Origin of the sequence: Coleofasciculus sp., from assembly GCF_046565525.1 — a bacterium.
Classification (GTDB): Bacteria; Cyanobacteriota; Cyanobacteriia; order Cyanobacteriales; family Coleofasciculaceae; genus Coleofasciculus.
Map to the genome: position 1 here is coordinate 14835 of NZ_JBKHUP010000066.1, position 12270 is coordinate 27104.

Here is a 12270-nt window from a genome sequence, read left to right on the forward strand (position 1 = left end):
GTTATCGGGTAGAGGCGGGTTTTACCGATAAGATTTGGCAAAAACTGATAACTTAACTCGCACCCACCCTCCAAGTTCAAACGTCAAAGACTAGAAGAACTATCACATTTTTTCCTAATCCGACAAAACCTTGAACCATTAGAAAGGTAATAAGTATGCAAAATCCACAAGACACACGTCGTATTCCCACAAGTTTGGTTGCTGGTGTTTCCGTCGTAATGTTAGCCGCCGGTGCTGGAGGCGCTTGGTGGGCGTGGAACAGGACTACCGCCTCACCCCCCCAATCCGAAGTTCCTACCCTCTCCCAATCGCCCCAAGACACGCCGCCAGCGACAGAACAAAAGGTTCAAGTGTATTGGGTTGATGATGTCAATAATCAAATTGAACTGGTTCCCAGTTCCATCACTGTCGAAAATGCGGATAACCCCTCTGAAGCGTTAGAGATGGCATTCCAGCAATTATTGGCTGGACCTGAGGAGGAAGCAATTGCATCAGCAATTCCCGAAGAAACTCAGCTACGGAATCTGTCTGTCAAATCTGACGGAGTGCATCTGGATCTATCTGAAGACTTTACCACAGGGGGTGGCAGTGCTTCCATGCAAAGCCGCCTCGGACAAATTATCTACACAGCCACTAGTTTAGATCCGGATGCTCAGGTCTGGATTGATGTGGGAGGAAAACCGCTAGAAGTCTTAGGAGGTGAAGGGTTGATCGTCGATCAACCAATGACTCGCCAAGATTTTGAGACAAACTTTCCACTCTAAATAGTCGGAGAGAATTGAAGTTGACGGTGGGGTTCGTCGTTTTTAAGGAATACTTACCCTTTATTGGTTAAGCTAAAGTTCCGAAAATGCTATACCAGGGAGAAGTCAACCTTTATTGGTTAAGCTGAAGTTGCGAAAATGGCGGGCTTGCTGTTCGATGCGGGTAGCGAGGCGATCGCATACTAAATTACATAGCTCAAAAATCAGCTCATCTTCCACCTTATAGTAGGCAGATGTGCCTTCAGTGCGGCGGCTGAGTATTCCCGCCTGAAGCATCACTTTTAGGTGCTTAGAGACATTTGCCTGACTCGTTTCTGTAGCTTCTACCAATTCTTGGACACATTTTTCACCTTCGCGGAGTAAATTCAGCAGGCGCAGGCGCATGGGCTCGCTTAAAATACTAAAATACTCAGAAACTTGTTGGACGACCTCTTGGGGGACAGCTTTTAGTCTTGGCATCGGTCTAACCCGAAATTAGGTGATCATCAAATTTTAGCCTATTTTTTGTCAATTTATAACAATAGAGTAATCATCACTCCTGCTCATTTACCCTGGATTAATCCTCATTAACGGTTGACCATATTCAATCGGATCGCCATTTTCGACCAAAATTTCCATCACTTGTCCTGATATCTCGGCTTCGAGTTCATTCATCAGCTTCATCGCTTCAATGATACAGATCGTTTGACCGACGCGAACCCGATCGCCAACTTCGACATAAGGAGCATCATCTGGCGATGGTGCCCGATAAAATGTGCCAACCATGGGCGACTTCACCTCTTCCCATTGTGACTCTACTTTTGCAGACGGTGTAGCTGAAGCTGTTGCTGGGGACCCAGACGGTGCTACCTCGGGTATAAGAGCGGGGGGCGTTGGGGGAGCGACTCCAGCCACAGCCGTTCCCAAGCTGGAAGCCACGGCGGGATCTGTTCGACTCACCGTCGAGTCGATAGGAGGGCTGGCGGACAATCCTTTGCGTACCGTCAGTTCAAAATCAGCACTTTTTAACGTTACTTCCGCAATATCAGTTTGAGCGATCGCGGTTAGCAGTTCACGGATTTGGTTGAAGTCTAGTGGCACAACTAAATTTAGAGAGTAGGAATTCTAAAGAAGATTCACGCTTGTTTGTTTTACATGATCCTCAGGCAGGATTGACAGGATTTGAGCGGGGCTTTCATGGGTGTTTGGTATCCGCCTTATATTGCGGTTCAACCAGCCAAAACCCCACCCCTTGAAACCCAACACCCGATAATACTGTTGATTGATTGGTTCCGATCCATTTACTCACGACCGAGATACGAATCGTTACGAGTATCGATTTTAATCCGCTCGCCGACGGAAATAAATAGCGGTACCATCACTTGCGCTCCTGTAGAAACCGTAGCCGGTTTAGTGCCACCTGTCGCGGTATCACCTTTGACACCCGGATCAGTCTCCACAACTTCCAGTACCACCGAGTTTGGCAACTCCACTTCTAGTACTTGGTCATTCCAAGTCACCACATTGACTTCCATCCCTTCGGTGAGATACTTGACGCGATCGCCAATTTGGTCTTCATTGAGACGATTTTCCTCAAAGGTTTCCATATCCATGAAGACAAATTGGTCAGCCTCTTTGTAGGTATGCTGCATGGTGCGTTTTTCCAGGGTAGCCTGGGGTACTGTTTCCGCCGCCCTAAAAGTTTTTTCCACCACATTCCCAGTTTGGACATTTTTCAGCTTGGTGCGGACAAACGCCGAACCTTTTCCGGGCTTAACGTGGAGAAACTCCACCACCCGCCACACCGATCCTTCCAACTCAATCGTGACACCCGTGCGAAAGTCATTACTTGAAATCATTAGTCCTCTTTCCCGCTGGAGACTCCTGCTTACGCCTTTGATGGTTTCGCCGGAGAGGAAAGCGGGGCGGGGTATGCCGCTTTCCTATCAATAAACTAATCTACAGCTTCTAATTTCCTGAAAAAATACGGAAATTAGTTAGTCAGTGTAACGCAAGACCTCAGTGAACTACTACACCCATAACAATCGGCACTTCATTTTACCCTTGTTGAGGAACATAGCCCTATTGACATCCTCACCGCCCTACAAGGACGGTGATTCCCTACCAGTGAGCCAATCAATGAATGATTGCCTGCACCTTCGACGGGTTGACAGCTCCTCACACACTGCCTCCTTTGAGGTCTTACACGCGCTCCCTGTCCATTTATTGTCGTGGGTATGCCCTACCCCGACCTGTCTCAACCCAACCTGCTCAATGTTCACCGAGGCATTATCGTCGCGATCGTGTTCTGCACCGCAGTTGATACAAATGATCCGCCTCACCGATAGGTCTATCTTTCCCCATCGGTAGCCACATTTAGAACAGACTTGGCTGGTGGGTTCCCATCGGCTGATGACCCGAAAATCCCGGTTGTATTTGCTGCACTTTGCCTCACACATTGACCGGAATTCGCGCCATCCCGCCTGGGATATCGCCCTTGATAACTTGCGGTTTTTTACCATTGCGCTAACATTCAAGTCTTCTAAGACAACCACTTGGTTTTCGTTGACTATCTCAGAAGACAGCTTATGCAAAAAATCCTTTCGCTTATCCCTTATCTGGGTATTCAGCTTGGCAACCTTGACCCTCATCCGTTCCCGTCCTTTGCTTCCCCGTTCCCGCTTCGCTAACCGTCGTGAAGAGCGCTTTAACTTCCGGTACAGGGGGGAATAGTCGGGGCTATATTCCTTGTCCCCGTTGCTGCAGCATCCAAAGGTTTTCAGCCCTAGGTCGATCCCAACCGAGGGGAATCTAGCTGGCTTGATTTCCGGTTGTACCTCAACGACAAAGCTGAGGAAGTACCGACCAGCACAGTCCTTTATCACCGTAACCGAGCTGGGTTCACTGGGAAGGGAACGCGACCATTTGACCTTGAGGTCTCCAATCTTGGCAAGGTAGACCTTAGCCGCTTTGACCTTAAACCCTCCCCTGGTGAACCTTGCGGTTTGGCGATTGGTTTTCCGTTTGAACCGTGGCGGGTTTACCTTTTTTCCCTTGCGCTTACCGGAACGGGAACAGAAGAAATTGTTGAATGCCACACCCAGATCGGCAACCGACTGTTGGAGAGGAATGTTGCTAACTTGAGTCAACCACTCCCTAGCCTGGGTTGTCTTAGCCTGAGTAATGCAAGTCTTCTGTAACTCACTGTTTTTGGGCAGTTTATCAGCCTGTTTACACAAGGCTAAGGCATCATTCCACACTACCCGGACACACCCAAATAGCCGCGCCAATGATTGACGCTGACCAGGGGTGGGATAGATACGATACTGATACCTTGATTTCATGCCCATCAAGTGTGTCTCCTCAATTATCCTACCCTGGATAATAAACTCTAACCGGAAAAATCCGTCCTAGAAGGACGGGGCTTGAAACCCAACTTTCCGGTCAATTCACAGAGCAGGGGTTCGACAGGCGTGCACAGGAGATATCGCACTCGTGCAGTTTTGGCACGGACACCGCTTATGGCAATATGAAGAATGTCTGTTTCCATACTGTAAGTTAGCCTCAACCCTAATGGTATTCAGCCTTAGGCAATATGTTTATGCGACCTTTAAAAATTCTCAAGCTCGATTGGTGCCAACGCCTGATCAAAACCAGTTTTGTGGCGCTGCTACTGGTGACACTCTCCGTAGGTTTAAGCGGCGCCTGGTGGAGTTTTGGCAATGATCAACCTGTCCGAGAAAGTCGCTTGGCGCAAGGGAATGCGATTACAGATGGCAAAGCCCTGTTGCGGTATGCTCTGCCCATTGATAACCAAGCGGTGCGGGATGTGCAAGCGAGTCTAGAAGATATTGCCACTCAGTTACGGGGAAAACGCTGGAGTCCGATTAATCGGGATATTACTCAAGCGGATGTCATTTTGAGCAATCGCCCAGAAAAAGTGCTGGCTGACATCCCAGAGGAGCAAAAACCGCAAGCTGAAGCGATCATTACTGCCATGAGAGATGATATCGTTTCACTCCGAGAAGCGGTTGAAGCCAAGGATAAAGAAGCCATCTGGATTGAGCGAGGCAAAATCCTTGATAAAGTGGGCGAACTCGAACAAATGATGGTCAAGGGATTTCCCTTTGACGTTCCCTCAGAGTACAGTAATTTGCCTCAACTCAAAGGTCGCGCCACGGTAGAGATAGCGACGAATAAAGGTGATATAACCCTAGTCGTCGATGGTTATAGCGCCCCGGTTACGGCGGGTAACTTTGTTGATTTGGTGCAACGGGGTTTCTATGATGGTCTGGCAATTACTCGCACAGACGAGCTCTACGTCCAAACCGGTGATCCACCCGGACCTGAAGCTGGGTTTATCGAACCCAAAACAGGGGAATATCGGGCTATTCCCTTGGAGGTGTTAGTTAGGGGAGATGAGGAACCTATCTATGGTATGACCTTAGAACAGGCGGGGATTTACTTAGATGAACCCGTGCTTCCTTTCTCCGCTTACGGTGCTGTCGCCATGGCGCGTCCAGGAGATGACCCCAATGGTGGTTCTTCTCAGTTCTTTTTCTTTAAGTTTGATACTGAGTTAACCCCTCCCGGCTTTAATCTCATGGATGGGCGTTATGCTGTCTTTGGTTATGTTGTCGAGGGGAAAGATGTATTAGATAAGCTGGAACTTGGCGATATCATTGAGTCAGCTAAAGTCGTTCAGGGTGCTGATAATTTAGCTTAAATAGCAATTGATCCCACGTCTCAACCCGAAAGGTGAGCGTGGGATCAATTGCAGGTTATCGGAGGTACTCCAGTTGTTCTGCGTTCCCCATTCCCTGTTCCTTGAATATGCCAATTATTGATTTGCTATTGGTCATCACTTTAGGTGTCTTAGGTATCTTGTTCCTGCAAAGAGCCACCCGCAGCCAACAAAATCAGCTAGAGGAAAGCTTTTATCAGTTATTAGAAGCTGAAAATAGCTGTATTTCTCTGATTCAGTTAGCTGCGACGGCTAGAGTTGAACCCGAAATCGCACAGCAGTATTTGGAACACCAAGTTCAGGTGTTTAATGCTGTCCCAGAAGTTGATGCGGATGGAGATACCTACTATCGCTTTCCTAAACTGCATCGGCGCAATGAATGATGAAACCAATAAATTGACAAATGACTAATGATGTGATTAGAGATATTGGCGAACAGGGTGTTTTAAAACGATTACAGCGCTTTTGTCCCTCAGATATTGTGGGTGATGATGCGGCGGTTATGCCGAGTCCAGAACCTGGGCAGTTATTAGTGGTGACAACGGATGTGTTGGTGGATGGAATCCATTTTAGCGATCGCACGACTTCGGCGGAAGATGTGGGTTGGCGTGGGGCGGCGGCGAATTTATCGGATTTAGCCGCAATGGGTTCATCGCCTCTGGGGATTACTGTTGGTTTGAGTCTTCCGGGTGATGTGGCGGTGAGTTGGGTTGAACGACTCTACCAAGGCATGTCTGAGTGTTTACAGTTGTATAATACGCCCATTGTCGGGGGTGATGTTTGTCATTCCCCGGTGATTACGGTGTCAATTACCGCATTCGGTCAAGTCTTACGAGAGCGCGTCATGCGACGTTGTCAGGCTCAAGTCGGAGATGCAATCGTGGTGACGGGAGTGCATGGTGCAGCACGAGTCGGGTTGGAATTATTACTGAATCCAGAATTCGGGAAAGAGTTGAGTGAAAAAGAGCGATCGCGTCTCATCCAAGCCCACCAACGCCCTCAGCCGAGGTTCGATATCTTACCCCAACTCTGGGAAATTTTAGCCTCCCAATCCCCAATCCCCCTAACAGCAATGGATAGCAGCGATGGACTTGCCGATGCGATCGCCCAAATCTGTCGGGCGAGTGGAGTGGGGGCTGTTGTGGAACGGGATGCTATTCCCATTCCCTCAGTATTGCCTGAGCTGGCTTCTCCTGAACAAGTCTGGGATTGGGTTTTGTATGGGGGTGAAGACTTTGAACTGGTGGTATGTCTACCTCAACCCTTGGCGCAGGAATTGGTCAAGAAATTGCCAGCCGGATCAGCAATTATTGGTTACATTACATCCGGTACGGAGGTTTGTCTCAGAGATAGCACGGGAATTTATGCGGATGAATTATTAACCCTGAGTCGGGGATTTCAGCATTTTTGATCAAAATCTAGACAATTCACTTAGTTTTTGATACTATATATTTTATAATGGGAAACTGTGCGCTCATATAGACTCTTTTAGAAGCTTTTTGTAGAGAAGGTAATAAGTAAACCCGATTGTTTGCCAAAACACCGTATTTCCTTTTACCTATACCCTGGAGCCTTCTGTTCTGAAGTCTTGCCTTCACCAAGGGTGTAAGTATTCAACCGGACATTCTATCCCTCGCTATAGTCTTTGAAGCTAGCGAGGGAATATATTAACTATGCAGTGAGGCTCTAATCATAATCGGAATCTTTGATCTCTTTTACTAATTCGTTAGCTTGTTTTGCCATGGGAGGTCCTGACATAGAATTTTCGGATTTCTCCATCTTTTCTTTATTAGCTGAGCCTTGAACGGAATTCGTATTTTTATTCGCCTCAGCTTGTACCTCTTGCATAGAACGAGGTTCTTGTTTCACGACTTGCTCAGCTTTCTCGACGATTTGATCTAGGGTTGTGCCACCTTTGTCAGATCCACCCACAGCCGCCGCCGGCAAAGCGTTTGATAAAAACAAAAATGTACAAAGTGAAGCGGCAATTAAAAAACGCAATGGGCGTGCACAAAAGAGTTTTTCGCGGATAAATTGCATAATGTTGGTTTCCTTTTAGTTTGACAGCTCATTATACCCTTTAGATTAAAAGAAATACATTCCCCCTCATGTAGGATTGTTGGTAACTGTTTATTTATGACCTAGGTTAGAAACGAAATTATACTTAAGGGGGATGTATACACAAAAACAGTTTAAAATTGGAGAATGGTTCACCTCAATCCTTCTAAAAATGTGCTTTATCGCCGCCCTTTGGGTAAAGTCTATCTCGTCGGTGCTGGACCCGGAAGCATGGCATACCTCACCCGACAAGGGCAACAGCTTCTCACTCAAGCGGAAGTGTTAGTCTATGACGCTTTAGTAGACTCTCAACTTTTACAATTAGTCCCGGCAAATTGCCGCCAGTTTGATGTGGGAAAGCGGGGGGGGCGTCCCTCAACTCCACAAGCGGAAATTAATCAATTGTTGGTCAAACAATGTCAACAAGGGAAGCAGGTAGTCCGTTTAAAAAGTGGTGATCCCTTTATCTTTGGTCGGGCGACGTCGGAAATTCAAGCGTTAACCGATGCAGGTTGCGCCTTTGAAGTCGTACCAGGGATTTCCTCTGCCCTCGCTGCACCGTTACTGGCAAATATTCCCCTGACTGATGCGGTTTTAAGTCGCTGTTTTGCCGTCCTCAGTGCCCATCAGCCCGAAGCATTAGACTGGGAAGCATTGGCACGAATTGATACCCTGGTTATTCTAATGGGTGGGCGTCATTTAGCGACAATCGTTGAGCAGTTACAGCGTTATGGCAAATCCTATCAAACCCCTGTGGCTGTGATTCGGGCTTGTGGACGGACTCAGCAACAGGTTTGGGTGGGAACATTGTCCAGTATTGTGAGGCAAACGGCGGGTGTCTCACTGTCTCCTGTAGTCATTGTCGTGGGAGAAGTGGTAGGATTACGAGATTATCTGCAATCGCCCCAACAGTTGAATACAGAATGGACAAAGCACGAGATAATAGGCGAAGACATCAGTAGAAGTGGTTGCCAACAGATGCTTCAGGGTCAAACAATCTTAGTTACTCGTTCTGCGGAACACTCGAGTACATTTCGGGACTTGTTAGAACATGAAGGCGCTACAGTGATTGAAATGCCCGCCTTGTTGATTACGCCGCCGTCGAGTTGGGATGCTTTGGATAAAGCAATTACCCACTTATCCGATTTCGATTGGTTAATTCTCACCTCAAGTAACGGCGTCAATTACTTTTTTGAACGACTGCTTACGCTAGGAAAAGATAGCCGTGCGTTATCCGGAGTCAAAATTGCCGTTGTGGGGAAGAAAACGGCGATGAGTTTAAAAGAACGAGGATTAAACCCAGATTTTATTCCCCCGGATTTTGTCGCCGATTCCCTGGTTGAACATTTTCCTGAACCCCTGGCTGAGCAAAATATCCTGTTCCCGCGTGTGGAAACTGGGGGACGAGAGGTTTTAGTCCAAGAATTAACTGCCCAAGGTGCTACTATGGTGGAAGTTGCGGCGTATCAATCAACTTGTCCAGGGGAAATAGCCCCCCCAGCTTGGGCAGCGTTGCAAAATGGTACCGTCGATATTATTACATTTGCCAGTTCTAAAACCGTCAAAAATTTTTATCAGCTTTTAGAAAAAACGAGCAATGAGCCACTCTCGCTTTTGAAAAATGTCTGTATTGCTTCCATTGGTCCCCAAACGTCCAAAACCTGTCAACAACGGTTGGGACGAGTGGATGTAGAGGCTCAACAGTATACTTTAGAAGGGTTAACCCAAGCCATAGTACAATGGGTCAATCAAAAATAAGTCGCATTCACAGAAACCGCAGCCGCACCAATCGCAACAATTCGCCATAGATTCAATCCCATAGCGAACCGTTTACATTCGTCTAAAGACGACGGGATAAGAATTTAAGTCGGTTTTAACGGAACCAACGTGCAGCAATTTGCTACGGAATATAGCTTCTAATGCTACCCTGAACAAAAAAGCCAGCAGCAGCCATGATGACAGAGACAGAACTCGAACAGACGACAGCAACACCTGAAACAACTGAAACAACTGAAACAACTGAAACAACTGAAACAACTGAAACAACTGAAACAACTGAAACAACTGACGCCCCTGAGCAGAACAAAAGGGAATCGGAAAATGAGGGAACTATCTTCCAAGCGATTGGAATCGTCCTCGGTGAAGTCAGCGTGTCGGACGAGGGACGTGCTATGCTTACTATCGCTGGTAAAGATTATCCACTCTTCTATACATCTCGATTACGCAGGGCTTTCAACGCTCTGAAACTGGAAATAAAGAACACGGGAGAGGCGACTCAACGATTAATCGTTTACCCAAGAGTGACCCACTTTCCGCAACGCAACAAGCCGCACCAGCTTTCCTTTCAGTTGGTAGGATTCTCAAAAGGAGAACCCGATGGCGTTGCAGCACAATTGCAAGACTTCGAGTTTCAGCTCCGTGGCTTGTGGCAATTCATTCCTGTGTGTCGAGGACCCGTTGTCTCGATTTTCCGGAATTTCAATGACGATCGCCTAGACTATATCAAAAAAGCGGAACCGGCGCAAAAGGTGAGATTTATGAAGGCGTCTCACCTACCGATGATGTGGAAAGATTCTCCGGTTAAGCCGTTCCGATTCAATCCGACACTCACAAAAGAGGAACAGGGACATCCTGCATTTATTCAAGTCAAGGCTAAATTTTTACCTGATAGAAGTCTTTTTGAGTTCGATGCTCTGTTAGCGCCGCCATTGGAGAAAGCACCTAAGTTTTTGAAGGCGTCGAAGGCGGACAAGACAGCCGTACAGCAGGAGAAACGGCAGAGTAAGCCAAAGTACAAGCCTAGTACAGGAAGGCACAATCCAGAAGATAAAGAGCACAAGCCAGAAGGCAAAGAGCAAAAACCTACTATAAAAAGGCAGAAGCCTACTACACCAGAGCAAAAGCTAGAAGCTAAAGAGCAAAAGCCTACTACACCAGAGCAGAAGCTAGAAGCTAAAGAGCAAAAGCCTACTACACCAGAGCAGAAGCTAGAAGCTAAAGAGCAGAAGCCTACTACACCAGAGCAGAAGCTAGAAGCTAAAGAGCAGAAGCCTACTACACCAGAGCAGAAGCCAGAAACCACAAAGCAGAAGCCGAGTACAGTAAGGAAGAGAGTAAAAGCCAAGGAGCAGAAGCCAGAGGACAAAACACTTTAAGGTTTATGGTCTCTGTTTAACTTAATATCATCTACAAATAGGGGGATAAACTCAATCTCAATCCCGGTAATAGGTTTTCCCCCGATAATTCTGTCGGCAAATTTCGCATTTCTACTGGCTGTCCCAATCGATAAATTTCCACTTGCTGCTGTTGGGGATTAATTAACCATGCCAATTGCACGCCAGCATCCATATACTCTTGCATTTTGTCACGTAACGGTTGCAAATCGTCTGTGGCTGACCTTAATTCGATGACAAAATCGGGTGCAATGGGGGGAAATTTGCGCCGTTGTTCAGGGGGGAGCGCTTCCCAGCGTTCTCGGCGAATCCAAGCCGCATCTGGGGAACGTTTAGCGCCATTGGGTAACTTAAATATTGTGGAGGAACTGAAGGTATAACCCAGAGCAGTTTGCCGATTCCAGATTCCCAAATCGACAATTAATTCGGCTTCTCGATTTCCACTTTCTCCGCCAACAGGTGGCATGATAATTAATTCTCCCTGCGCCGTCGTTTCAAAATTAAACTCGCGATTATTTTGACATAATTGATAGAACTGTTCGTCGGTTAAATGAATGGTGTCTAAATTTAAGGTTACAGTATTCATGGTCTTTTCCCTAAGTAGGTGGACACAATTAAAGTTAGCGGTGGAGATTAGGGAACAGGGAACAGGGAACAGGGAACAGTAAGGGTTTGATGCTTGTTTACATAACTTAATCTAGTTAAGTTTATTTCCACCAACCTACTTAGCTTAAATCAGCTTTAAAATTCCCTAGCTTTATAAATAGGCATATAAAGTTAAGCTAAATCCCGGTAATAGGGTTTCACCCGATAATTCTGTCGGCAGATTTCGTATTTCTACTGGCTGTCCCCAGCGATAAATTTCCACTTGTTGCTGTTGGGGATTAATTAACCATGCCAATTGCACCCCAGCATCCATATACTCTTGCATTTTGTCACGTAACGGTTGCAAATCGTCTGTGGCTGACCTTAATTCGATGACAAAATCCGGTGCAATCGGGGTAAATTTACGCCGTTGTTCAGGCGTTAGCGATTCCCAGCGTTCTCGGCGAATCCAAGCCGCATCTGGGGAGCGTTTCGCACCATTGGGTAACTTAAATATTGTGGAGGAACTGAAGGTATAACCCAAGCGAGTTTGCCGATTCCAGATGACCAAATCAGCAATCAGTTCAGATTCTCGATTCCCACTTTCTCCGCCAACGGGTGGCATGATAATTAATTCTCCCTGCGCCGTCGTTTCAAAGTTAAACTCGCGATTATTTTGACATAATTGATAGAATTGTTCGTCAGTTAAGGGAATGGTGTCTAAATTTAAGGTTACAGTATTCATGAGCTTTACCCAATATTAAAGGAAGAGTTTTAACGAAAAATAAGCACACCCCACACCCCACATCCCATACCCCACACCCAATATCCTATCGTGGGTAATGTGGCTTAAATTGACAAATGGTGGGCAGTGCCCACCCTACGGTATATCACGAATAAACTGATGTGCATTTAAATTATGTATTTCCCTGTTCCCTGTTCCCTTTGTCTACACCCATGATTTCCA

Annotated in this window: 13 protein-coding genes; 6 read left to right on the forward strand and 7 right to left on the reverse strand. The window is 46.7% G+C overall.

What is annotated here, in order from left to right:
* Nucleotides 1-155 precede the first annotated feature (155 nt).
* Entirely contained in the window at nt 156-764 is a 609-nt protein-coding gene (locus tag ACLGGO_RS22340; protein ID WP_446339016.1) for a GerMN domain-containing protein, read from the forward strand.
* Nucleotides 765-869: 105 nt separating this feature from the next.
* On the opposite strand, the gene ACLGGO_RS22345 is transcribed toward ACLGGO_RS22340, so the two are convergent.
* The 4 genes from ACLGGO_RS22345 to ACLGGO_RS22360 all read right to left on the reverse strand — a co-directional run bounded on the left by ACLGGO_RS22345 (nt 870) and on the right by ACLGGO_RS22360 (nt 4087).
* Entirely contained in the window at nt 870-1223 is a 354-nt protein-coding gene (locus ACLGGO_RS22345; RefSeq protein WP_446339015.1) for an ArsR/SmtB family transcription factor, read from the reverse strand.
* 87 nt (nt 1224-1310) lie between these two features.
* The gene (accB, locus tag ACLGGO_RS22350) at nt 1311-1844 is read right to left on the reverse strand and encodes an acetyl-CoA carboxylase biotin carboxyl carrier protein (protein ID WP_446420956.1); all 534 of its coding nucleotides are present in this window, start codon (nt 1842-1844) and stop codon (nt 1311-1313) included.
* 200 nt (nt 1845-2044) lie between these two features.
* Complete coding sequence (efp, locus tag ACLGGO_RS22355; RefSeq protein ID WP_446420957.1) at nt 2045-2602, reverse strand: elongation factor P; 558 nt, start codon at nt 2600-2602, stop codon at nt 2045-2047.
* Between the two features lie 243 nt (nt 2603-2845).
* On the reverse strand, nt 2846-4087 hold the full coding sequence (locus ACLGGO_RS22360; protein WP_446339012.1) for an RNA-guided endonuclease InsQ/TnpB family protein: 1242 nt from the start codon (nt 4085-4087) through the stop codon (nt 2846-2848).
* A 257-nt stretch (nt 4088-4344) separates the two neighbouring features.
* Between ACLGGO_RS22360 and ACLGGO_RS22365 the strand changes: the two genes are divergently transcribed.
* The 3 genes from ACLGGO_RS22365 (at nt 4345) to thiL (ending at nt 6898) form a co-directional block, all read left to right on the forward strand.
* Nucleotides 4345-5469: a peptidylprolyl isomerase gene (locus ACLGGO_RS22365; protein WP_446339011.1), complete on the forward strand. Its 1125-nt coding sequence runs from the start codon at nt 4345-4347 to the stop codon at nt 5467-5469.
* A 107-nt stretch (nt 5470-5576) separates the two neighbouring features.
* Nucleotides 5577-5870, forward strand: coding sequence for a hypothetical protein (locus ACLGGO_RS22370; RefSeq protein ID WP_446339010.1), 294 nt, complete (start codon nt 5577-5579; stop codon nt 5868-5870).
* 20 nt (nt 5871-5890) lie between these two features.
* Nucleotides 5891-6898, forward strand: coding sequence for a thiamine-phosphate kinase (thiL, locus tag ACLGGO_RS22375; RefSeq protein WP_446339009.1), 1008 nt, complete (start codon nt 5891-5893; stop codon nt 6896-6898).
* A 275-nt stretch (nt 6899-7173) separates the two neighbouring features.
* On the opposite strand, the gene ACLGGO_RS22380 is transcribed toward thiL, so the two are convergent.
* Nucleotides 7174-7527 (reverse strand): hypothetical protein, encoded by a 354-nt coding sequence (locus ACLGGO_RS22380; RefSeq protein WP_446420958.1) that lies wholly within the window; start codon nt 7525-7527, stop codon nt 7174-7176.
* A gap of 165 nt (nt 7528-7692) precedes the next feature.
* Between ACLGGO_RS22380 and cobA the strand changes: the two genes are divergently transcribed.
* Together cobA and ACLGGO_RS22390 are read left to right on the forward strand one after the other, a co-directional pair.
* Nucleotides 7693-9303 (forward strand): uroporphyrinogen-III C-methyltransferase, encoded by a 1611-nt coding sequence (cobA, locus tag ACLGGO_RS22385; protein WP_446420959.1) that lies wholly within the window; start codon nt 7693-7695, stop codon nt 9301-9303.
* Between the two features lie 194 nt (nt 9304-9497).
* Nucleotides 9498-10700 (forward strand): hypothetical protein, encoded by a 1203-nt coding sequence (locus ACLGGO_RS22390; protein WP_446420960.1) that lies wholly within the window; start codon nt 9498-9500, stop codon nt 10698-10700.
* A 31-nt stretch (nt 10701-10731) separates the two neighbouring features.
* Here ACLGGO_RS22390 and ACLGGO_RS22395 read toward each other — a convergent pair whose 3' ends face one another.
* Both ACLGGO_RS22395 and ACLGGO_RS22400 read right to left on the reverse strand, forming a co-directional pair.
* Entirely contained in the window at nt 10732-11304 is a 573-nt protein-coding gene (locus tag ACLGGO_RS22395; RefSeq protein WP_446339005.1) for a Uma2 family endonuclease, read from the reverse strand.
* Between the two features lie 171 nt (nt 11305-11475).
* Nucleotides 11476-12048, reverse strand: coding sequence for a Uma2 family endonuclease (locus ACLGGO_RS22400; protein ID WP_446420961.1), 573 nt, complete (start codon nt 12046-12048; stop codon nt 11476-11478).
* Nucleotides 12049-12270: the final 222 nt, after the last annotated feature.